The organism is Vibrio sp. LaRot3, from assembly GCF_027587025.1.
Classification (GTDB): domain Bacteria; phylum Pseudomonadota; class Gammaproteobacteria; order Enterobacterales; family Vibrionaceae; genus Vibrio.
Genome location: NZ_JAPPTI010000011.1, coordinates 66952 through 89825, shown reverse-complemented (window position 1 = coordinate 89825; position 22874 = coordinate 66952). Strand labels below are relative to the sequence as shown.

Below are 22874 nucleotides of genomic sequence, written 5' to 3'. Positions count from 1 at the left end.
TCGTATGAGTTTTGTTGAGCGTTTTAATCAGCTCGATTGGGATGACATCTCTATGTCGATTTACTCGAAGACTGCGCGTGACGTAGAGCGAGCGCTGAGTAAATCAAAGTTAGATTTGGAAGATTTCAAAGCGCTGATCTCTCCTGCTGCGGAACCTTACTTAGAGCTTATGGCACAACGATCTTTTGCCCTTACGCGCAAGCGTTTTGGCAATACGATGTCGTTGTATATCCCGCTCTATTTATCAAACTTGTGTGCCAATGCTTGTACTTATTGCGGCTTCTCTATGGAGAACCGAATTAAACGTAGAACTTTGAGCGTTGAAGAGATTGGTGCTGAGATTGATGCAATCAAAAAGATGAAGTTCGATAGCGTGTTGCTAGTGACGGGAGAGCATGAAACCAAAGTCGGTATGAACTACTTTCGCCAAGTAGTGCCGGAAATAAAGCAACGCTTTAACTATTTAGCGATGGAAGTTCAGCCGTTAGAGCAGGACCAATACGCGGAGTTGAAAACATTAGGTTTGGACGCGGTGATGGTTTACCAAGAAACCTATCATCCTGCGACTTATGGCCTTCATCATTTACGCGGTAATAAAACCGATTTTGAGTTTAGATTGGAAACTCCGGATCGTTTAGCAAAGGCGGGTATCGATAAAATAGGTATCGGCGCGTTGATAGGTTTGGAAGAGTGGCGCACCGATTGTTTCTACGTCGCTGCTCATTTGGAGTATCTTGAAAGAACGTATTGGCAGACTCGATACTCGATTTCATTTCCGCGCTTACGTCCTTGCGAGGGAGGTGGCTCGGCGAATACCTTACAACCTAAATCGGTCATGAATGACAAACAGCTGGTACAGTTGATCTGTGCATATCGCTTGTTCAATCCAGAAGTGGAACTGTCCCTGTCTACGCGAGAATCAGCCAAATTCCGAGACAGTGTTTTACCTTTGGGAATTACCAGTATGTCAGCTGCATCGAAAACTCAGCCAGGTGGCTATGCGATGGATGATGTTGAATTAGAGCAGTTTGCTATTAGTGATGAGCGCAGTGCGGCGTCGGTCGAGGCGATGATTCGACAGCGTGGTTTTGATCCGGTTTGGCGTGATTGGCACTCAGCATATTCTGGATAAATCGCTTACCGACAGATATGTTTCACGTGAAACATTAAAAAGGCTCTTCATTTGAAGAGCCTTTTTTTTGGTTTTGTATTAGCTTGAGCGTATCGTTAATCGTAACGATATGCTCTCACTATTTAATTACGAGTGACTAAGCGGCTGAGTTGCTTGTTCTAGCCATTGCTTAATGTCGCCGTCGACTAATGGGCTAATCTCATCCCATACTTTTTGGTGGTAGTCGTTCAGCCATGCAAGCTCTGGGCGTGTTAGCATATCAACGTTAATGTTGCGTATGTCGATAGGGCAACGAGTTAGCGATTCAAAAGCGAGTACAGGGAAGTCGCCTTGAGTTGCTTGCTCTACAACAAGTTCCAAGTTTTCGATACGGATACCAAACGCATCTGCGCGGTAGTAACCCGGCTCGTTCGACAGCACCATGCCTTTAAGTAGAGGAACGTCAATTTGCTTCTTCGAAATACTTGCAGGACCTTCGTGAACACTTAGGAAGTGACCAACACCATGTCCAGTACCATGGTCATAATCGTAGCCTTCAGCCCATAGGTGCTGACGCGCTAATGTATCGATTTGGTAGCCGCGAGTGGCTTTAGGGAAGCGAGCTCGTGCGACACCAATATGGCCTTTCAATACCAACGTGAACTGCTTAATCATTTCATCGCTTGGTTGGCCAATCGCAATTGTACGAGTGATATCTGTCGTGCCATCTAAATACTGACCGCCTGAATCAACAAGGTATAGCGTATTCATTTCTAGCTTACCCGGCTGAGGTTGATTTTCGTGGTTGTAGTGACACATTGCGGCATTACCGCCAGCAGCAGAAATAGTATCGAAGCTCAAGTCCATAAGAGTAGGATCTTGCTTGCGAATCGCGTAAAGCTTGTCTGCAAGCACAGCTTCATCGTGTAGACGACCCGCGGCTACTTCAGCATCTAACCAAGCTAGAAATTCAACCATTTTTGCACCATCACGAAGGTGACATGAGCGCATGCCCGAAACTTCTACTTCGTTTTTAGCTGCTTTTGGCAATAGGCAAGGGTCGGCTTTACTGATAACTGTAGCACCACTGTTTTGCAGTACCAGTTTGAACCATGCATTACTTGTGGCAGGGTCAACCATCACTCGTTGGCCATTGAGTGTTTCTAGTCGCGCTTGAAGTTGGTCTGGATGGAAAACATCAACGCCTTCACCAACGTGTTGAGTAAAGTCTGTTGGTAAACGAGCTGGATCTAAGAAGTACTCAACCTTGCCTTCTTTGGTTACGATTGCGTGTGAGAGTAAGACAGGTAAACAAGCGACATCTAAACCGCGCACGTTCAGTAGCCAGCAGACAGAGTCTAAAGCGGTAATAATGGCACAATCAGCCCCGGCTTTGTCGACAAGCTTACCAATTTCTTCACGTTTACTTTGACTGGATTGACCAACAGCCTCAGTAGACATTAGGCGCACATCGGTAACTAAAGGCTCAGGGCGATCACTCCAAAGTAGATCAATTGGGTTTTCACTTAGAATTACTAGTTCATGTTTAGCGAGTTTTTCCTGTGCGCCTTCAAGCCAACCTGAGTTATGCATACGTGGGTCGATCGCCACTTTTGCGCCGGTTGGTAGTTGGTCGACAACCCAATCAAGCGCAGGTTCTTCAATTAGATGACGGTATTCAAACAACTCAGCAGGCACCTGCTTAGTGACTTGTACTGTGTAACGACCATCAACAAAGATTGCCGCTTTTTCACGAGTGATGACGGCTGCACCAGCAGAACCAGTGAAACCTGTTAGCCAATGTAGGCGTTCGTTGTGTGCCGGGACGTATTCGCCAAGGTATTCATCTTCATGAGGTACAAGCAAAGCATCCAAGTTTTGCTGAACGAGCCACTCTTTAATAGCAGCTAAACGTTGTTCAGTTGTCGTAAGCATCTATCTAATCCTTCATATTGTGTTGTGCCGTTGCAAACGGTCAATGGCGAATAAGCTACTCCTTTTACCGCTTGGCTGCAAACGATACCGAGTGCCTTGCTCACTTGACCAGTCGATACGTCTGGCTATCGCCTAATCTGCGCTATCTTAGTGCGAGCGTTTTCTCTTGAATCATATTACGCAGCCAAGAAAGTGCCGGGTCATTTTCTCGCTCTCGATGCCAAAATAACGTGTAGGCCATAGGAGGGAATTCCATCGGTAATGGCATCACGGTCAGGTTAAGCTGTTGTGCCGCTAAATTGACGAAGTGACTAGGCGCAGTAAAGATAAAGTCGGTATAGCTACTTAGACTCGCAGCACTGTTAAAGTCCGGCACTGTGATAGCGATATCTCGCTCTTTGCCAATATCGGCGAGGCGATAATCAAGTAACCAACGGTCGTTACCATCGCAACGCACTTGTACGTGGCGTTGGCGTAGATAGTTATCGAGAGTCCAAGGTTGAGTTAAAGCGGGGTGATCGTTACGCATTAAGCACATTTGGTTATCGCGATACACTTCTTGCCAACAGATATCATTGGGCGGAAGCATGGTTAGCTTGGCATCGTTGATATCAATGTCTTTGCCAGTAATACCGATATCAAGTTCACCGCGCTGCAGCTGAGTAAAGGTCTGATCGCTCCAAGGATGGGTACTAATAGTGACATTCGGTGCTTGATGGAAAACTTGGGGTAAGAAGTGGGGCAAAATTAATGGGTAGACACTTTCCACCGCCGCAATTTGAAAGCGCTGATTGCTGGTCGCTGGGTCAAACTGTTCTGGTAGAGTCAGTTGCTCCAACTGGTTAAGTAGCACATCAAGCTTGGGCTTTAAAAAAAGCGTCTTTGGTGTTGGCGTTAAGCCATGAGATTGACGAACAAAAAGCGGATCGTCGAACTGAGTTCTGAGCTTGGCTAAGTTTTTACTAACGGCCGATTGTGATAAGCAAAGGCGGTTGGCAGTGCGAGTGACGTTAAGTTCTTCACTCAGAACCTTTAAACAGACCAATAGATTTAGGTCGATTCGGGCTAATCTTTCCACATTCATATGATTTTACTTCTCGGAATATCAGGGATGATTTTTTGTCATTGGATGTCATATCTAGGTTAACTTACACTGGGCCAAATTTCACTGAATTATGGTTACCTTGTGCACAATTCTAACTTTGCGTCACCAGCAAAAACTCAGATGGTTCTACTGACGTTGCTGGTGTTATTTAGTCCACTTGCTATTGATATCTATCTACCAGCACTACCTCAGATTTCGGCAGCGTTTCACGTGGAACACGCATTGGCGCAAGACACCATCACTTGGTTTTTGTTTGCTATGGGTATTGGTCAGCTATTTGCAGGCCCATTGGCAGATAAACTCGGACGTCGAACTGTTGCATTGAGTGGTATCACCATCTACGGATTGAGTGCCTTATTGGCGTGGGGCGCACAAAGTATAGAGTGGATGTTGATGGCGCGTTTGCTACAAGGCTTAGGTGCGTGTGCGACATCGGTAGCAGCCTTTGCAACAGTTCGCGATATCTTTGGCCCTGAAAAAAGCGGCAAGATGATCAGTTACCTTAATGGTGCGATTTGTTTTATTCCTGCTTTAGCGCCAATTCTTGGTAGTTGGTTAACTCAACAGTTTGGCTGGCGTAGTAATTTTAGCTTTATGGCTATTTTTGCTGTAACAGTGTTGGTTATGATGATCATCCGCATGAAAGAGACTAACCCAGCACCCAGCACTGAACCTGTGTTTCGTTTGCAACGCTACCTCGATATTGTAAAAACGCCTTCGTTCTTGTTCCACGCGACACTGTGTATGTTGGCTATGGCTGTCATCTTAGCTTATGTGACCTCAGCACCTGTGGTATTGATGGAAGGCTTAGGCTTGTCGATGAATGAGTTTACCTTCTGGTTTGGCGTCAACGCAGCAATTAACATTGTTGCGTGTATGACGGCACCAAAGTGCATGGATAAGCTAGGTACACATAAAACACTGACTATCGGTATCGTCACCTTGTTAGTCGCGGGGGCAATGATGTTAGTGCTTGCTGAAGTACAAAGTGCGTTAGCCTTCATGGCGCCGATTTTCTTGTCTTCGGTTGGTTTTGCTTGGATTCTAGGAGCTGCTGCTGGTAAAGCACTGGCACCATTTGGTGATAAAGCAGGTACTGCTGCGGCGTTGCTAGGTTTGTTCCAAATGAGTGGTTCGGGTTTGGTGATTGCGATTGTTCAGCGTCTTGGTCTTGAGCCACAAATGCTGATTGCGATTCAAATGCTGATCGTGCTGCCGGGATTGTTTGTTCTATACAGCAAGTCAGGTAAGCAATGGCATCATTTATTAGCTTAATCCTAGCTAGGCTTGAATAGAAAAACGTTGTATATTTGTCCGCTCATTCAAAACAAGTTGGAAAGCAAATAAGCATGTCATTGACGACATATGAAATGGCTCGTTTAATGGAGCAGCTAGAGGACGCCCCTGAAAAGGTGATGTTTGGCAAATTGCTAAACGCTTTAGGCGATCAAAGTGGCGAGCGTATTCAGAGCGCTGCGAAACAAATACCACTCGAAAAGCTACGCGACATTGTTTATCAGTTCCAGCAAGTGATTGAAGCTCGTAAAGATGAGCAAGTGGACATTTTAGCTAAACAGATTTCAGAACAAGGCATCTCAGCCGAAGAGTTGAAGGCATTTTTGGCTCGGTAACGAAGCTAGATGTTTACATAATAAATTGATAAAAGCTCGCTAATCAGCGAGCTTTTTTGTTGCCTAAAATTTAAGCCCAGTACGGTCTTTCATATTGTATAAAAAACAACGCATAGTATGATGTTCTGTAATTGCTGTTCTGAGGTGGAAAAATGATTAAACCAGCGACCATTGTTTTAAGTGTGCTTTGTCTTCAATTCGCTTTAGCGGGATGTTCTTCAGAAGAAGAAAGTAGTTCTGAGCCAAGTCCACCTGCGGAGCCAACGTTCCCAACGGATTATGTGTGTGGGAAAAAACTCAACGATAAGAATACGAGTGCCGGCGGTAAATGTTTAAAGACTCTTGAGAGCAGCACTGGTGATTGGTTCACTAGCAGTCCAAGTACCAATTTTGCTTCTGAGATGGGGTTCACTAGTTGGGTAGAGAGTAAACATGACGTCGTACATGGCCCTAACTTTATATTCGTTAAGCTTTCTCAAGCCAAATCTTGGTGCAGTACACTCAACAATATTGCTTTTGCTGGACGAACTAATTGGCAAGTGCCAGATGTTGTAACTCTCAATGACTTCGATTACGAACTTTCGAGCGTAACTAATGAATATGGTTGGCCTGGTGCTCGTGAATGTTATCGCTCATCAACTGAAATCGACAATGATGGGAAAAACAACACTCACTATGCGATTGATATAGGGCATGCAGGTAGCTGCTTCTTCCAAGGTGGCAATGACCCATTGTATGTAACGTGCCACTCGAACAAATAATTTATGGATTCACGTTGCGATTGATAGGGTTTTGCAGTGATATCAATGTCTCGGTTGATTGCACTTCATCAATCGCTTGTAGCTTATCAATCAAGACATATTGCAGCTCTTCGATTGAGCGACACATCAACTTGACGAAAATATTATAGGCGCCGGTGGTGTAGTAAGCTTCGACCACTTCTTCTAAAGCATTGAGTTTTTCCAGTGCTGAGTGATAGTCGCGCGCGGCATTTAAGTTAATACCAATAAAACAGCACACGTCGTATCCGAGCTTCTTAGTATCAACAATCACCTCGGTGCCTTGAATCACCTCAGCCGCTTTCATCTTTTCAATTCGTACGTGGATAGTTGCAGGGCTAACATCGAACTGCTTAGCCATTTCAGCATAAGGTTTCCGAGCGTCTGCCATTAAGGTTTTTAGAATCGCTTTGTCGAGGTCATCGAGTTTGTTTACATGAGCTTGCATGAATGCACCTTGTAGGGATTAGACGTAGGGTGGAAAGAGTACAATTTAACACCAATAATGGTACTATTAATTTAACTTTTTCATTCATTTGAGAGCTTATCGCGTGCGTTTTTATCTGATTCTCGTTGTTTCATTTTTTAGCTGCTTTAGTGCGGCGAAAGATAAAGACGTATTGATCATTCACTCTTACCATCAAGGCTTCTTTTGGACTGACTCCTTCCAGCAAGGCTTAGAAGATGTCTTAAGCCATACCCGTGTGAATACTCGCGTGGTCTACCTCGACACTAAGAGGTTGCAAAGCGAAGAGTACTTAGAACAACTGTATTTGCTCTACAAAACCAAGTTCTCACAAGAGTCTTTCAAAGCTGTATTGGTCAGTGACAATAATGCGCTGGATCTGATGAGGCGTCTAGCCCCAGAGCTCGGCGATACACCGATAATTTTTGGTGGTATTAACAACTACAGCCCTCAAATGCATTTAGGCCTGCGAGCGACCGGTATTACTGAGGATATTGATATTCTCAGTAACATCAGCTTGATAGAGCGCATCCAACCGAAAGTAGAGAATATTTACGTTATAAGTGATCACTCTATTACCGGCGAAGCGGTTCGCGCTCAAGTTAATGGCTTCTTAAATCAATACCCAGACTACAAGAATATCGTTCAGCAAGTCGTGCCAGAAACCTATGCACAGTTACTTGAGTTTGTCTCCGAACTAGATACCACGTCGAGTGTGCTGTTTTGGGTTTATTACCGAGATGAAAACGGTTGGATTAGCGGTTTAGAGGATTGGAAATCACTGAACGAAATGTCAGGTGCACCTATCTTCATGGTGCACGATCTCGGTATGGGCTATGGTGCCGTCGGTGGCGTTATTCAAAGTGGTCGAATTCAAGGACAACAAACGGCGGGTCATTTACTTAAGGTACTTAATCAGCCCAATGGTAGCCTGCCTCGAATACAAATTGGCTCTCCCGAAATTAAACTTGATTACCAAGCGGTCACTCGCTGGGGACTAGGCACCGATGCCGAGTCACCATCGGTATTTTTCAATAAGCCTCAGAGCTTCACTGAACGTTATAGCAAAGAGCTGCGCATTGTTGTCAGTGTTATCGCCTTGCTGTCGATCATTATTATGTTCTTGGTTTACTACCTCAGTCGTTTGAAGAAGAGTGAGCAGCTTGCTCGCGATAACCAAACATTGATTGAAATGGTGTTTGACCAAAGCTACCACTACATCGGGATATTGGATGTACATGGGCGCTTGGTGTCGAGCAACAGCAAACTGCAAGCGCTGATGTATCACAAAGAAATGGTGATGGAGAAGCCTATTTGGCAACATCGTCATTGGGAATCAAGCGCGGCCGAAAGATTTAAGAGCTACTTTGCTAACGGCAACTGTGATGGTGCTTGTCAGTTTGAGGCGGAGATTTGGGACCCAGAACAAGGCGCGATGGTACTCGAGCTATCACTCAAGCATCTACCAGAACATGAGAACAAAGAACTACAGATTCTGCTTGAAGCGCGAGACATTACCTCGCGTAAGTTAACCGAAGAGCGGTTGTTCCAGCGTGAAGCCAACCTAAGCCATTACTATGATCAGCAGCCCGTGATGATGATTACGTTGGATGAGCAAAATCGCATTCAACAGGTGAATCAATTTGCGGAGCAGTTACTGGGCTATCCCGCCGATCAAGTGTTAGGCCATCGTCTCAGAGAGTTTTATCGAGATATTGATGCGGTCATCCCACGCCAAGTATTGTTGCAGCCGAAACAGGCGATGAAAGGGGTATGGCGAAGAGAGATCGATTACCGTCACTCAGATGGTCGCATCTTATGCATAAGAGAGAATATCAGGCCATTAGTCGAAAGTGGGCACTTACTCATTGTTGGTGAGGATGTGACTGAAATGCGCACCTTGGCGGATCAACTGGCGTATCAAGCACAGCATGATTTATTAACCGATACCTTCAACCGTAACCACTTTGAACTTGAATTAGAAAAAGCGCTGCGTGAGGTAGAAAGTTATACCCGAACTCACGCCATGTTGTACCTTGATATGGACCAGTTGAAAGTACTGAATGACACCGCAGGTCATGAAGCCGGTGACGCAGCGATTCAGTTCTGCGCTAGCATGCTTGAAGAAGTGTTGCCATACAATGCGATATTAGCGCGCATGGGTGGCGATGAGTTTGCCGTGTTACTCAAAGACTGTACTGAGCGAGACGCGAAAAACGTCGCTAACTCAATCATCTCAACTTTAAGTGAGCAGCCGTTTGTTTGGTATGACATCAAACTAAACCTAACTTGCTCTATCGGTATCCGCCTTATTGACCACACCGCGACATCACCACAAATGGTGCACGCTCAGGCGGATACAGCCTGTCATGCAGCAAAAGAAGAAGGGCGTAATCGCTTTAACTTGTATGCGATAGACGATAAGGATTTGCAGCGTCGTGAGCTAGAGATGGAGTGCGTGAACTTAGTGCATAACGCACTGGCAAATGATCGTATCGAATTATTTGCCCAGCGTATTCTTGGCTTAAGCCAAGAGGATGAGCGCATGCACTTTGAGATTCTTATCCGTATTCGCAATCGAGATGGCGAGTACATTTCACCAGGCATCTTTATGCCAGCCTCTGAGCGCTACAATATTGCTCACTTGTTGGATAAGCAGGTGGTATCGCAAACTCTGCAATGGCTCGCTTCACAACCTGATGTGGTTGAGAACTTATCAATGTGTTCCATTAACCTGTCCGGCCACTCGATGGGCAATAATGAGTTTATTGAATTTCTCATTAACGAACTGCAAACCAGCAGTGTGCCTTGCGATAAGATTTGCTTAGAAATCACCGAGACCGCAGCAATGAGTAACATGAACCAAGCGATTGAGTTGTTTAGCCAACTAAAACAGCTAGGTTGTTTAATTGCGTTGGATGATTTTGGTTCAGGGCTTTCTTCATTCGGTTATCTGAAAAAACTACCAGTTGATATTGTTAAGATTGATGGCTTGTTTGTGCGTGATATGGACGTCAACGAGATGGACCATCTTATGGTTCGCTCTATCAATGATTTAGCGCGCCAAATGGGTAAGAAAACGGTGGCGGAGTTTGTTGAAAACACCCAAATTATTGATTTATTGTTTGAGCTCGGTGTTGATTATGCTCAGGGCTATGTGATTGGTAAGCCGAAGCCGTTACCTGAATTGGTGGAAGAGTTACTTGAAGAGCAATCTAGCCATAGTACCGTGAACTAAATTTCGCTACACTTCTGCGACTTTTTTGCACCTTTCTGGAGCCCTACGTGCAGTTACAATTGATTTGTGAAGACCAAACGCAATCAGAACACCTAGCCATGCTTTCACAGCGCTGGGGGCTGAATCATGACGCAAGCAGTGAGTTTGCCTTGGTTCTTACAGAGCAACGTTTAGAGCTACGTAAGTTAGATGAGCCTAAACTTGGCGCTATTTATGTCGATCTAGTGGGTGGCGCGGTCGGCCATCGTCGTAAGTTTGGTGGTGGTAAAGGCCAAGCGATCGCTAAAGCGGCAGGTCTAAACAAAGGCGCAACGCCAACCGTGTTAGATGGTACGGCGGGGCTCGGCCGAGATGCGTTTGTATTGGCTTCTCTTGGTTGTAAAGTACAAATGGTTGAACGTAACCCAGTGGTTGCCGCGTTACTTGATGATGGCTTATCGCGTGCTAAATGCGACCCTGACATTGGTTCATGGGTAGCCGAGCGTATGTCGTTGATTCATGCATCAAGCCACAATGCTCTACAAGCGTTAGCAGAAGACCCAGACTTTGTTGCACCAGATGTGGTTTATCTTGATCCTATGTACCCACATCCAGAGAACAAAAAGAAATCCGCCTTAGTGAAAAAAGAGATGCGTGTTTTCCAATCGTTGGTTGGTGCAGATTTGGATGCGGATGGGCTACTAGAACCCGCTTTAGCCCTTGCAACGAAACGTGTGGTAGTAAAAAGACCCGATTACGCTGAATGGCTGAATCAACAAAAACCGGCCATGGCGATTGAAACCAAAAAAAATCGTTTTGATGTGTATGTAAAGGCATCAATGACTTAGCTCTTTGGGTAGTGGAACATCGATATTTACTGCTTGCCAATTGATACTTCTAACGGTATTACTAAGAATTATTCGTATTCTTAGCTGAGGTGTTGTGTGGCTAAACGTCTGTGTAAATTAAATCGTCGTGATATTGCTGACCAGCTCGGTGATATCCATCGTTTAGTTAGTGCTCCTAAGTTTTTGTGTCGTTCGTGTGCTCGCTCTTCTGCTGATAAAGAAGCGCTGTGTAAGCCAACGGCGATTCCTCCTCAGAGTTGCCAAAATAAGCCAATTACAGAACAAAAGCAGTGTGGCTTACTGGCTGAAGCATTGTCAGATAAGGCCTCACTAAGTACCTTAATAGAACCATTTACAGAGGTGGAAAGCGTTTCTAAAGCCGATATCAAGCGCGTGAAGAAACAAGCTAAGCAGCAAAAGAAACAATATAAGAAGCTGAAAAAAGTGCTGAAGAAGCAGCAGAAGTTGCTTAAGAAGCACCGTAAGTTAGAAGGTAAGTTTGCTGCAATTAACCAAAGGTTAGAACCGTTTGAACATTCGGCCAATCAAGGCGCGGAAGCTGTCCACTAATCAACGTTTGAATGAACACAAAAAAGCCCGCTGAGAACAGCGGGCTTTTTAGTATTTACGAAAATATCGTGCAGTCAGAGTCGTGTCGCTAATCTTTGATTGGTACAACCAACATATCCACTGGCGAGCAGTTGATGAGCTGACGAGTGGAAGAGAGCAGCTTGCTCCAGAAATCTTGATGGTGACCACATACCACTAGGTCTACTTGATACTCGGCGATGTTCTCACACAACTCATTGCTCAAATCGCCACTACCAATCAAGGTGTGCTTGATTGGGTAATTAGCATGATCCGCTAACTGCTGTAATTGCTCTTGAGAGGCAACTAACGCTTGATGTTGGGTTTCGGCGAGGTTGATATCAATTAAGCCAGTGTACAACTCGGCATAATTCACATCGATATGGATAAAAGAAACGTCTGCTTCTAAAGGTTTAGCCAGCGCGACGGCTTTTTCCACTAAATATTTACTGTCTTCTGAAAGGTCAATGGCGACTAAGATATGTTGATAACTCATGGTGCTATCTCCTGTGATATCCCTAAATTTAGATTAGCACTAGATTATTGATAATTATGCCGAAGTGATCTCATATCCACATTCAGCATACAAAGTGTTATGGTGGGTACAAATAATAGTCAGTCTAAAAATAGGAGTCGTAAATGCTGTCTCAAGCAATGGTCGATCAACTCAATGAGCAAATTAACCTAGAATTTTTCTCATCCAATCTATACTTACAAATGAGTGCTTGGTGTGAAGACAAAGGATTTGATGGCGCGGCTGAATTTTTACGCGCACACGCCGTAGAAGAAATGGAGCACATGCAGCGTTTATTCACTTACGTGAGTGAAACCGGTGCAATGCCAATTTTAGGCGCGATTGAAGCACCAAAACATGAGTTTGAGAGTTTAGGTGAAGTATTTAGAGAAACCTACGAACACGAGCAGATGATTACACAGAAAATCAACAAGCTCGCGCACGTAGCCTTCACTTCTCAAGATTACTCTACATTCAACTTCTTACAGTGGTACGTAGCGGAACAGCACGAGGAAGAGAAGTTATTTAAAGGGATATTAGATAAGTTAGACCTTGTTGGAGAAGATGGTAAAGCGTTGTTCTTCATCGACAAAGATCTGGCGGCTTTAGCAAAAGAAGGTTCATCTTCTATCATGGATGCCCCAGCTGAATAGTTTTCAGCAAGAGACACACTTTTAAGTTCGTCTTTTTCTCTTGGGCATCGGGGAAGATGTAGGGAGGAAAAGATGATCAGTGGAGACACCATTCTATTTGCGCTAATGCTTGTCACTTTGGTTAATATGGCAAGATACTTAACTGCGCTACGTTCGTTAATTTTTATCATGCGGGAAGCTCACCCCTTGCTCTATCAGCAAGTCGATGGTCGGGGATTCTTTACCACTCATGGCAACATGACGAAACAGGTCAAACTGTTTTCGTATTTGAGGAGTAAAGAGTATCACCATCACCATGATGAAATTTTTACCGGAAAATGTGACCGAGTGAGGCAGTTGTTTATTCTGTCTACCGCATTGCTTGGTGTCACCTTGTTGGCTGCCTTCATGCTATAAATTGGTGAATTGGCAAGCAGAGCAATAAAAGTTAAAATAACGACTAAATAGCAAGGATGTGCAATTCGCACATCCTTTTTTATTGCTGTCTTAAAAGCAAAGTAGTTTGAGTGAGTAAGCATGAGTGAGAAGTTTGATGTCGTCATTATAGGTGCTGGTGCTGCCGGATTAATGTGTGCAGCAGAGGCGGGTAAGCGCGGTCGTAAAGTACTGGTGCTTGATCATGCCAAAAAACCTGGACGAAAAATTCTGATTGCTGGTGGTGGTCGTTGTAACTTCACCAACTACGACGTGATAGCAAATCATTACCTTTGCCGTAACCCTCATTTCGTGAAATCGGCATTATCGCAATACACCAATTGGGATTTCATCTCTATGGTGAGCAAGCATGGCATCGAGTTTGAAGAGCGCGATCATGGCCAGTTATTCTGTGTGGGGGATTACGACTCAAAAGACATCGTGAAGATGTTGCTAGCGGAATGCGATTTACCGACGGTAAAACAACGTTATCAACAAGACGTACATCAAATCGAACAAACCGAAACAGGCTTCGTTCTGCACTCCAATACCGATGTGATTGAGTGTGACTCGCTTGTGGTTGCGACTGGTGGTTTATCGATGCCAAAACTGGGTGCAACGCCATTCGGTTACAAAATCGCGGAACAGTTTGATCTGCCAGTTATCTCAACCACCGCTGGCTTAGTTCCATTTACATTGCACAAACAAGACAAAGAAGACTTTGCTGAATTGTCGGGCATTGCTATTCCTGCCGAGATTACCGCCGAAGATGGCACGCTATTTAAAGAAGCTTTGCTGTTTACTCACCGCGGTCTATCTGGCCCTTCGGTATTGCAGATCTCATCTTTCTGGAAAGCTGGGCAAAAAGTGACGATTAACTTAGTCCCTGATGCGGATGTGGATCAGTTTCTGACAGTTTCACGTGAAAAGCACCCAAATCAGAGTTTGAAGAACACCCTCGCGCGCGTATTGCCAAAGCGTTTGGTGGAAGTGCTAATTGAACGTAAAGAGCTGCAAGATAAGCCTCTGAAGCAGTTCAACGACAAGCAGTTAAAAGGCATCACAGAGTATCTTGAGAATTGGCAAATCGTGCCAAATGGCACTGAAGGTTACCGAACCGCAGAGGTAACGTTAGGTGGTGTCGATACTGACCAACTGTCCTCAAAAACTATGGAGTGCAAAAAGGTCAAAGGTTTGTATTTCATCGGTGAGGTGATGGATGTGACGGGCTGGCTTGGCGGGTATAACTTCCAATGGTGCTGGAGCTCAGGCTACGTAGCTGGCCAATACGCTTAAATGTACCTAAACAAATAGAGATAGATTAAGGGCGCTTAGTAAAGCGCCCTTATTGTTGGTCATTAGTGCTAACACCAGCTACTTCGCTGGCTTGAATTTCAGCTGTTGGATCACCAAACCCGTAATGATTAACACTAAGCCAATGAGCGTGGTTGGGTGAATGTCTTCGCCAATAATGGTGGCAAGCAAGATCAGTGAAATAAACGGCGAGGCGAAAATTAGGTTACTGATGCGAGCGGTATTCTCAGTGAGTTTCAGCGCACTAAGCCATAAAACAAATGTTACGCCCATTTCGAATAAGCCCACGTAAGTCACTGCAAGCCAGCCCTTAACGCTAATCTGTTGCCAAGGAGCTCCTTCCCAGATGCTTAGCCCAACCGCAAACGGGATCGCGACAAGAAACCCAAGTAATACACCAATTACTGGATCAGCCTTATTCTTGGTGTTCAGAATCCAATAGCCAGCCCAAAGCAGAGTAGACAATAACGCCAAGCCTACGCCTGTAGGGCTTTCAAAATTAAGGCCGAGCAAATCACCTTTGGTCGCAATGACCACCACACCGAAATAACTTAGGCAGCACGCAAGCCAATCTTGCTTGCGAATTTTTTGCCCCAGAAATACCGCTGCCATTAAGGTCAACGTAATCGCCCAGCTGTAGTTAATTGCCTGAGCCTGTGAAGCGGGCAGTAAATCGTAGGCTTTAAACAAAATGATGTAGTAAGCCAACGGATTGATTAGCCCAAGCAGTAAGTAATACCAAGGGTTCGCAGTAAACACACTTGTGAGTGAAGAGAGCTTTCCTTGTACACCACAAATAATGGCTAATGCGATTGAGGAAACGATGCTGGCGATGGTCAGCATTTGAATGGGAGTAAATTCAGCAAGAGTCAGTTTGAATGCAGTGGCAACGGTGGACCAAAGTAATACCGCAGACAAACCAAAACCTAAGGCACGGCGCTCGTTCATAGTTATCCTTCTCAAAGCAACCTAAGTCAATTCATGCAAAATAAATGCAAGCAAAAATACGTACAGTCGAACCGTTCGAACATTGTACGGAGGCTAAGTCTATCTGTTGATTATCTGCTCTACAAACTGGACATTTATCCAGTGGTGAAATACCATTAAATTTACGCTTTTAAAATGAGTTAACCCCTTACTATGCAATGGATTATCGAGAACCAAACCCTCTTGTTTAGCGCTATTGGTAGCGCAACTGTCAGTGGCTTAGCGGTCGGCTGGTGGGTTAAACAGAAAATGCGTCTCGACAATCAGCTGTTAGAGCAGCAGTTAGAGTCCAATCAACAGCTTGCCCAAAGCCAAATTGATCAGTTACGTCAAACGCTACAGGACTCTCAGCAAGAGTTAGAAGAGCTAGACCAAGAACGTGATAAAGCTGCGTATGAGTTGAAGCAGTCTCACGGCAAATTGATGGCAGTAATGGAAAAGTTGCGTTATTTCGACGCGGTAAAACAAGAGCGCCAGCAATACGCGGATGATCTTAATCTCATTCGAGAGCAAAAATCTCAGCTCGAAGCTCAATTGCGTGAGCAAGAAGCGCGACATGAGCAAGCGCAGATCGCCAGCCAAGAAAAGCTGCAAATTCTTGAACAAGCGGAAGAGCGCTTAAAGCAGCAGTTTGAACAGCTAGCTAACCAACTGTTTGAAGTGAAAACCGCGAAAGTGGATCAGCAAAACAAGCAGAGCTTAGAAGGCTTATTAAGCCCATTAAAAGAGCAGTTAGAAGGTTTCAAAAGGCAAGTGAATGACAGCTTTACCGTGGAAGCCAAAGAGCGCCACACATTAGTTCACGAGCTGAAAAACCTACAACGCTTGAATGAGCAGATGACCAAAGAAGCCGTGAATCTGACCCAAGCCTTAAAAGGGGATAACAAACAGCAAGGCAACTGGGGTGAAGTGGTCTTGGCAAGAGTATTGGCTGAATCTGGCCTTCGTGAAGGGCATGAATACCAAACGCAAGTGAGCTTACAAAACGAAGCAGGTAAGCGTTACCAACCGGATGTCATCGTTCATTTGCCACAAGACAAGCAAGTGGTGGTGGATTCAAAAATGGCGTTAGTGGCTTACGAGCGTTACTTTAATGCCGAAACAGAACAAGAAAGAGCACAAGCTCTAAGTGACCACTTACTTGCGTTAAGAGCCCATATTAAAGGGTTAAGTAACAAGGATTATCATCAACTTAAGGGCATTCAAAGCCTAGATTATGTCCTGATGTTTATTCCGGTAGAGCCAGCTTTCCAAGTGGCGATTCAAGCAGACCCAAGTCTGGTGAAAGAGGCGATGGAGCAAAACATCATCTTAGTGAGTCCGACGACATTGTTGGTGGCCTTACGAACCATTGATAACTTGTGGCGCAATGATAGACAAAACCAGAATGCTCAAATCATCGCAGAGCGTGCCAGCAAGCTGTATGACAAGCTGCGCTTGTTTGTTGATGATATGGAAAGCCTTGGCGGCGCGTTAGATAAAGCGAACCAGAATTACCAAGGGGCAATGAACAAATTGGCGACAGGGCGAGGTAATGTTATTCGCCAAGCAGAAAGCTTCAAACAGCTTGGTGTTGAGGTAAAAAGACCCATCTCTAACGACATTAGAGAAATGGCACTGCATGCAGATATGTCAGAAAATGAAAATTTGGCGGAAAATGCACCTCTGCTAGAAAGACATCCGGCTGAGGATAAAGTAAACTAATCCTCCGCAGCACTGAGCCCATCAAAGTTAAGAGAAATACTGTGCTGCTTGAAGAGGAATCACCATGACGGATACAAGCGTACAGTCAAACATGGCTATACAATCAGATGACACCACACACTTTGGTTTTACAACGGTAGCCAAAGAAGAGAAAGTGGCTAAGGTTGCTCAAGTTTTCCACTCTGTAGCAGCAAAATACGACATTATGAATGACTTAATGTCTGGTGGTGTACACCGTTTGTGGAAGCGATTCACAATTGATTGCAGTGGTGCGCGTCCAGGCCATCGAGTATTAGATTTAGGTGGCGGTACGGGTGATCTTACGGCTAAATTCTCACGTATTGTCGGTGAGAAAGGTCATGTCATCCTAGCAGACATCAACAACTCAATGTTGAATGTTGGTCGCGATAAGCTGCGCGATAGCGGTATCGTTGGTAACGTAAATTACGTTCAAGCTAATGCTGAAGAACTGCCTTTCCCAGATGACTATTTTGATGTTATCACCATCAGTTTCTGTCTACGTAACGTAACCGACAAAGACAAAGCACTGCGTTCAATGTTCCGTGTACTTAAGCCGGGTGGCCGTTTATTGGTACTTGAGTTCTCTAAACCGGTATTTGAACCTCTGTCTAAAGTGTATGACGCGTATTCATTCCACTTGCTACCAAAAATGGGTGAGCTAGTGGCAAACGACGCAGACAGCTACCGTTACTTAGCCGAATCAATCCGCATGCATCCAGATCAAGATACGCTGAAAGGCATGATGGAAGAGGCGGGTTTCGAGCAAACCAACTACTACAACCTAACCGGTGGTATTGTCGCGCTGCACCGCGGTTACAAATTCTAAAGGGTTATTATGCCATTTGAGCCATTAGTAACAGCGGTTATTGAAACCGGCTTGAACACCCTGATTAAAGACGACCCTGAATTGGGTCGTCGTCTTGCCCGTCTCAAAGGGCAAGTGATTCAAGTTAACCTTAAAGAAATCAACAAAACCCTGACTTTCGTATTTAGCCAACAAATTGATGTTTTAGCTAACTATGAAGGGCAGCCGGATTGCTACCTCTCTTTAAACCTATCTGTATTACCTGAGCTACGTGACCAAGCCAATATTACTAAGCTGATTAAGCAAGATAAGTTGGTATTGGAAGGTGATATTCAGTTGGCGCAGAAGTTCTCCCAACTGATGACAGACTGTAAGCCAGATATTGAAGAGTGGCTATCACGCGTCACTGGTGATGTCGTTGCTCACAATGTCGTGCAAGGTGTAAATAGCATCGGTGGGTTTATTAAAACTCAGGCATTGAAGAAGCAAAATCATCTGGGTCAAGTGATCACAGAGGAGTGGCAACTCACTCCAGCCCCTTTAGAAATTGCTCATTTTTGTGATCAAGTTGATGATGTCAAAAGCCATGCGGCTCGTATTGAAGCCAAACTAAACCAATTATTGGAGCGTGCATGACGCCTTTGGAACTACGACGCCTTTACCGCATCATTAAAGTTCAGCTTGAGTACGGCCTTGATGAGTTGTTACCGACCCATCAACTTACCAAAGCGCCACTACTGGCGCGAAAAGCCCTGTTCTGGATTAAGAATCAACACCAAGATAAAGAGCTGGGTGATCGCTTACGTTTAGCACTGCAAGAGCTTGGTCCGGTTTGGATTAAGTTTGGCCAGATGATGTCGACCCGTCGTGACTTGTTTCCACCGCAAATCGCTGATCCTCTTGCGTTATTGCAAGATAAAGTCGCTCCCTTTGATGGTGAGTTAGCAAAGCAGCAGATGGAGCAAGCATTAGGTGGGCCAATCGAACAATGGTTTGATGATTTTCAGATAGAACCACTGGCTTCGGCGTCGATAGCTCAGGTGCATACAGCGCGGGTGAAAGAGACTAACCAAGAAGTGGTATTAAAGGTCATTCGACCAGATATTCGCCCAGTGATTGATGCAGATCTAAAACTGATGTATCGCATGGCGCGTATAGTCGCGAAAACCTTGCCTGAAGCACGTCGTTTGAAACCTGTTGAGGTAGTTCGTGAATACGAAAAAACCTTATTGGATGAGCTAGACTTAAGAAGAGAAGCTGCGAATGCGATACAGCTACGCCGCAACTTTGAAGGCAGTGAAGAGCTTTATGTACCAGAAGTTCTGACTGACTTTAGCAGCGAAAGCTTAATGGTCTCTGAGCGTATCTATGGTATTCAGGTTTCAGATATTGAAGGTTTAAAAGCCAACGGTACCAACATGAAGTTGTTGGCTGAACGTGGCGTGAGCGTGTTCTTTACTCAGGTGTTCCGCGATAGCTTTTTTCATGCGGATATGCACCCGGGCAATGTATTTGTTGAACCAGAGCATCCAGAGAACCCACGTTGGATTGGTTTAGATTGCGGTATCGTCGGTACGCTAAACAGTGAAGATAAGCGTTACTTGGCGGAAAACTTCTTGGCGTTCTTTAATCGAGATTACCGTCGAGTGGCTGAGCTGCATGTGGAATCGGGGTGGGTTCCACGTGAAACCAATATCGATGAATTTGAATTTGCAATTCGCATTGTGTGTGAGCCTATTTTTGCTAAACCGCTATGTGAAATTTCCTTTGGTCATGTACTGCTTAACCTGTTCAATACGGCGCGCCGCTTTGAAATGGAAGTGCAGCCTCAATTGGTTCTTCTGCAAAAAACATTGCTCTATGTGGAAGGCTTAGGTCGTCAGCTATACCCGCAATTAGATTTGTGGGCAACAGCCAAACCATTCTTAGAAGAATGGATGATGAATCAAGTCGGCCCTCAAGCGGTAATCAATGCGGTTAAAGACCGAGCACCGTTTTGGGCAGAAAAATTACCAGAACTTCCGGAGCTGTTGTATGACAGCTTGCGTCAAGGAAAAGCGCTTAACCAAAGAATGGATCAGTTGTACCAAGGTTACCACGCTAGCAAACGTCAGCAGGCGACAGGTAAATTTTTATTTGGTGTTGGTGCCACATTAGTCGTATGCTCGGCAATACTGGTCAACAGCACTTATGAGCAACTATCACCGATAAGCGCAGTAGCGGGTATCACATTTTGGTTGCTCAGTTGGCGAGCTTATCGTCAATAAAGGGTAAGCTCTTATAAAACTATTTTTAAATAAAACCCGAGGTAAAAATTATGGGTATTAGCTGGCCACAACTACTGATTATTGCTGTCATCGTACTCCTGTTATTCGGAACAAAGAAACTGCGTAACATTGGCGGGGATTTAGGCAGTGCAGTAAAAGGCTTCAAGAAAGCAATGAACGACGATGAAGCACAGCAAGAGAAGAAAGAAGCAGATGCTGATTTCGAACCTAAAAATCTAGAGCAGCAGAAGACGGATGCGTCTGCTGAAACTAAGAAAGACAAAGAGCAGGCATAACCCGTGTTTGATATCGGTTTTTGGGAACTGGTATTAATATCTGTCGTCGGGCTGGTGGTTCTTGGGCCAGAGCGTTTGCCTCATGCAATTCGTAGCGTGTCTCGTTTTATCGCGTCCGCTAAGAGCATGGCAAATAATGTGAAAGACGAAATTTCACATGAGCTTAAGGTACAAGAGTTGCAAGAAAATCTGCGCAAAGCTGAAAAAATGGGGATGGAAGATCTCTCTCCAGAGCTGAAATCTTCAGTGGAAGAATTAAAGCAAGCTGCGCAAGACGTGCAACGTCCATACGCTAACCAGACTGAAAAGGCAGGGCAAGAGTCAGTGGTCTCTGAAAAGAGCGAAGCGACTGAACCTGTGCCAGCACCGGCAGATAAGAAAGCCGAATAGTCTCTTAGGGAGGAGCTGCATTACGATGCGGCTCCTTTTTGATCTCATATCAATCAAGATAAGTCCGTGGCTTTGGCTCAAACCCATAACCAAGTACTTATGTTGATTGGTATATAAAACGAGGTTTGATATGTCCTCTGTTGAGCAGACACAACCTTTAATCAGTCACTTGCTTGAACTTCGTGATCGCTTATTACGCGCGATTGCGGCGGTTTTAGTTGTGTTTGTTGGGTTGCTCTACTTCTCTAACGATATTTATGAGTTTGTTTCTAAACCGCTAGTCGATAAGTTGCCGGAAGGGGCAACAATGATTGCAACGGATGTTGCATCTCCCTTCTTTACGCCATTGAAACTGACTTTAATTGCAGCGGTATTCTTGGCAGTGCCATTTATCCTTTATCAGGTATGGGCTTTTGTCGCGCCGGGATTGTATAAGCATGAGCGCAAGCTGATCATGCCGCTTATGTTCTCTAGCTCGCTGTTGTTCTACTGTGGCGTTGCTTTTGCTTATTTCGTGGTGTTCCCACTGGTGTTTGGTTTCTTTACTGCTATCTCTTTAGGTGGGGTAGAGTTTGCCACTGACATCTCCAGCTATTTGGATTTTGTGCTAGCGCTTTTCTTAGCGTTTGGTATTGCATTTGAAGTACCTGTAGCCATCATCTTGTTATGTTGGACAGGGGCAACAACACCAGAAACTCTGCGTGAGAAGCGCCCTTACATCATTGTGATTGCGTTTATTGTCGGTATGTTGCTGACTCCGCCAGACATGATTTCACAGACACTCCTCGCCGTGCCGATGTGTTTATTGTTTGAAGTTGGTTTGTTCTTTGCCCGTTTCTATACGCGCAGAGAGGATGCGGCAGAAGTGCAAGACGAAGAGTAGATACTCTGATGGAACGAATTGAAAAAGGTTGGCGAGTGCCAACCTTTTTTATATCTCGATTTTGGTGCTCACGACTTACAACTTAAAGAGCGTCTTTGCGTTGTGAGTGGTGATGTTGTCCATTTGTTGTAAAGATAATTCGCGTAAATCCGCCACGCGCTGAGCGACTAACTGCGTGTAAGCTGGCTCATTACGTTTGCCACGGTGAGGGACGGGTGCGAGGTATGGGCAGTCTGTCTCTAAAATAACAAAGTCCAAATCTAGGTGTGGAATCACCTTATCCATTCCGCCGTTCTTAAAGGTTGAAACACCGCCTAAGCCTAAGTGGAAACCTAAACCATTGATGGCCTTTGCTTGCTCAACTGAGCCGCCAAAACAGTGGAATACACCGCGCAGTGAACCATCTTGCTCCTGACCAAGCAGGGCAAGGGTTTCATCAATAGAATCACGAGTATGGATGACTACCGGTAAGTGCATCTCTTTCGCCCAATTCAATTGGGTGACAAACGCCTTTTCTTGCTCTGCTTTATAGGTTTTATCCCAGTATAAGTCGATGCCGATTTCACCCACTGCAATGAAGTTATGTTTATCAAACCATTGGTGAACTTGCTTAAGTGTTTCATCAACGTTGCCATCAACATAGCATGGGTGCAATCCCATCATTGAGCGGCATACGTTTGGGTAGGCTCGTTCGGTGTCTAGCATGGGTTGAATTGAGTCGAGGTCGATATTGGGTAGCAGAATCTGTTCGACACCTTGGGCAAGGGCGCGTTCAACCACTTGGTCACGGTCATTATCAAATTCACTCGCATAGATATGAGCATGGGTGTCGATCATGGTATGTCTCTCTTTCTTTTGATTTTGCCAGTATACGGCAGTGTGAAGCTTAGGTCATTTCTCGCGATATTTGACGTGAGAAACTAGCGTGATTAGGTCAGAGTGATAT

The 22874-nt window shown here is 44.9% G+C and carries 23 protein-coding genes; 17 read left to right on the top strand and 6 right to left on the bottom strand.

Annotated elements, in window-relative coordinates:
• Positions 1–4: 4 nt before the first annotated feature.
• Complete coding sequence (gene thiH, locus OH461_RS17030; protein ID WP_270021750.1) at positions 5–1132, top strand: 2-iminoacetate synthase ThiH; 1128 nt, start codon at positions 5–7, stop codon at positions 1130–1132.
• Positions 1133–1258: 126 nt separating this feature from the next.
• Here the strand turns inward: thiH and OH461_RS17025 are convergent, their stop codons facing one another.
• Together OH461_RS17025 and OH461_RS17020 are read right to left on the bottom strand one after the other, a co-directional pair.
• Positions 1259–3046, bottom strand: a complete 1788-nt coding sequence (locus OH461_RS17025) for an aminopeptidase P family protein (protein ID WP_270021749.1) — start codon at positions 3044–3046, stop codon at positions 1259–1261.
• A 142-nt stretch (positions 3047–3188) separates the two neighbouring features.
• Complete coding sequence (locus OH461_RS17020) at positions 3189–4130, bottom strand: LysR family transcriptional regulator (protein ID WP_270021748.1); 942 nt, start codon at positions 4128–4130, stop codon at positions 3189–3191.
• Positions 4131–4271: 141 nt separating this feature from the next.
• Here OH461_RS17020 and OH461_RS17015 point away from each other — a divergent pair, with 141 nt between their 5' ends.
• The 3 genes from OH461_RS17015 (at position 4272) to OH461_RS17005 (ending at position 6543) form a co-directional block, all read left to right on the top strand.
• Positions 4272–5426, top strand: a complete 1155-nt coding sequence (locus tag OH461_RS17015) for a multidrug effflux MFS transporter (protein WP_270021758.1) — start codon at positions 4272–4274, stop codon at positions 5424–5426.
• 74 nt (positions 5427–5500) lie between these two features.
• Positions 5501–5782, top strand: coding sequence for an H-NS-like global regulator TsrA (gene tsrA / locus OH461_RS17010; protein WP_270021747.1), 282 nt, complete (start codon positions 5501–5503; stop codon positions 5780–5782).
• A 152-nt stretch (positions 5783–5934) separates the two neighbouring features.
• A complete protein-coding gene (locus tag OH461_RS17005; protein ID WP_270021746.1) occupies positions 5935–6543 on the top strand; it encodes a hypothetical protein in 609 nt (202 codons plus the stop codon).
• A 1-nt stretch (position 6544) separates the two neighbouring features.
• Here the strand turns inward: OH461_RS17005 and asnC are convergent, their stop codons facing one another.
• Positions 6545–7009 carry a transcriptional regulator AsnC gene (asnC, locus tag OH461_RS17000; RefSeq protein ID WP_260261333.1) on the bottom strand — a complete coding sequence of 155 codons (465 nt, stop codon included), beginning with the start codon at positions 7007–7009 and terminating at the stop codon, positions 6545–6547.
• A 103-nt stretch (positions 7010–7112) separates the two neighbouring features.
• On the opposite strand from asnC, the gene OH461_RS16995 reads away from it, so the two are divergent.
• The 3 genes from OH461_RS16995 to OH461_RS16985 all read left to right on the top strand — a co-directional run bounded on the left by OH461_RS16995 (position 7113) and on the right by OH461_RS16985 (position 11662).
• Positions 7113–10265 carry an EAL domain-containing protein gene (locus tag OH461_RS16995; protein WP_270021745.1) on the top strand — a complete coding sequence of 1051 codons (3153 nt, stop codon included), beginning with the start codon at positions 7113–7115 and terminating at the stop codon, positions 10263–10265.
• Between the two features lie 47 nt (positions 10266–10312).
• Positions 10313–11092 (top strand): class I SAM-dependent methyltransferase, encoded by a 780-nt coding sequence (locus tag OH461_RS16990; RefSeq protein ID WP_270021744.1) that lies wholly within the window; start codon positions 10313–10315, stop codon positions 11090–11092.
• Positions 11093–11188: 96 nt separating this feature from the next.
• Complete coding sequence (locus OH461_RS16985) at positions 11189–11662, top strand: hypothetical protein (RefSeq protein ID WP_270021743.1); 474 nt, start codon at positions 11189–11191, stop codon at positions 11660–11662.
• Between the two features lie 88 nt (positions 11663–11750).
• On the opposite strand, the gene OH461_RS16980 is transcribed toward OH461_RS16985, so the two are convergent.
• Entirely contained in the window at positions 11751–12176 is a 426-nt protein-coding gene (locus OH461_RS16980) for a universal stress protein (protein WP_260261337.1), read from the bottom strand.
• 143 nt (positions 12177–12319) lie between these two features.
• On the opposite strand from OH461_RS16980, the gene ftnA reads away from it, so the two are divergent.
• From ftnA to OH461_RS16965, 3 genes are all read left to right on the top strand, one after another.
• On the top strand, positions 12320–12847 hold the full coding sequence (gene ftnA, locus OH461_RS16975; protein WP_270021742.1) for a non-heme ferritin: 528 nt from the start codon (positions 12320–12322) through the stop codon (positions 12845–12847).
• Positions 12848–12919: 72 nt separating this feature from the next.
• The gene (gene uspB / locus OH461_RS16970) at positions 12920–13243 is read left to right on the top strand and encodes a universal stress protein UspB (RefSeq protein ID WP_270021741.1); all 324 of its coding nucleotides are present in this window, start codon (positions 12920–12922) and stop codon (positions 13241–13243) included.
• Between the two features lie 120 nt (positions 13244–13363).
• On the top strand, positions 13364–14557 hold the full coding sequence (locus tag OH461_RS16965) for an NAD(P)/FAD-dependent oxidoreductase (RefSeq protein WP_270021740.1): 1194 nt from the start codon (positions 13364–13366) through the stop codon (positions 14555–14557).
• Positions 14558–14635: 78 nt separating this feature from the next.
• Here OH461_RS16965 and OH461_RS16960 read toward each other — a convergent pair whose 3' ends face one another.
• The gene (locus tag OH461_RS16960; RefSeq protein WP_270021739.1) at positions 14636–15523 is read right to left on the bottom strand and encodes a DMT family transporter; all 888 of its coding nucleotides are present in this window, start codon (positions 15521–15523) and stop codon (positions 14636–14638) included.
• A gap of 192 nt (positions 15524–15715) precedes the next feature.
• Here OH461_RS16960 and rmuC point away from each other — a divergent pair, with 192 nt between their 5' ends.
• From rmuC to tatC, 7 genes are all read left to right on the top strand, one after another.
• Positions 15716–17266 carry a DNA recombination protein RmuC gene (gene rmuC, locus OH461_RS16955; RefSeq protein ID WP_270021738.1) on the top strand — a complete coding sequence of 517 codons (1551 nt, stop codon included), beginning with the start codon at positions 15716–15718 and terminating at the stop codon, positions 17264–17266.
• A 64-nt stretch (positions 17267–17330) separates the two neighbouring features.
• A complete protein-coding gene (ubiE, locus tag OH461_RS16950) occupies positions 17331–18113 on the top strand; it encodes a bifunctional demethylmenaquinone methyltransferase/2-methoxy-6-polyprenyl-1,4-benzoquinol methylase UbiE (protein WP_270021737.1) in 783 nt (260 codons plus the stop codon).
• A gap of 9 nt (positions 18114–18122) precedes the next feature.
• On the top strand, positions 18123–18728 hold the full coding sequence (locus OH461_RS16945; RefSeq protein ID WP_270021736.1) for a ubiquinone biosynthesis accessory factor UbiJ: 606 nt from the start codon (positions 18123–18125) through the stop codon (positions 18726–18728).
• Entirely contained in the window at positions 18725–20359 is a 1635-nt protein-coding gene (ubiB, locus tag OH461_RS16940) for a ubiquinone biosynthesis regulatory protein kinase UbiB (protein ID WP_270021735.1), read from the top strand. The genes OH461_RS16945 and ubiB overlap by 4 nt, the downstream gene beginning before the upstream one ends.
• A 47-nt stretch (positions 20360–20406) precedes the next feature.
• Positions 20407–20655, top strand: a complete 249-nt coding sequence (gene tatA / locus OH461_RS16935) for a Sec-independent protein translocase subunit TatA (protein WP_260261398.1) — start codon at positions 20407–20409, stop codon at positions 20653–20655.
• Positions 20656–20658: 3 nt separating this feature from the next.
• Positions 20659–21045 (top strand): Sec-independent protein translocase protein TatB, encoded by a 387-nt coding sequence (tatB, locus tag OH461_RS16930; protein WP_270021734.1) that lies wholly within the window; start codon positions 20659–20661, stop codon positions 21043–21045.
• A 130-nt stretch (positions 21046–21175) separates the two neighbouring features.
• The gene (gene tatC, locus OH461_RS16925) at positions 21176–21928 is read left to right on the top strand and encodes a twin-arginine translocase subunit TatC (RefSeq protein ID WP_270021733.1); all 753 of its coding nucleotides are present in this window, start codon (positions 21176–21178) and stop codon (positions 21926–21928) included.
• Positions 21929–22003: 75 nt separating this feature from the next.
• Here tatC and OH461_RS16920 read toward each other — a convergent pair whose 3' ends face one another.
• Positions 22004–22765, bottom strand: a complete 762-nt coding sequence (locus tag OH461_RS16920; RefSeq protein WP_270021732.1) for a TatD family hydrolase — start codon at positions 22763–22765, stop codon at positions 22004–22006.
• Positions 22766–22874 lie beyond the last annotated feature (109 nt).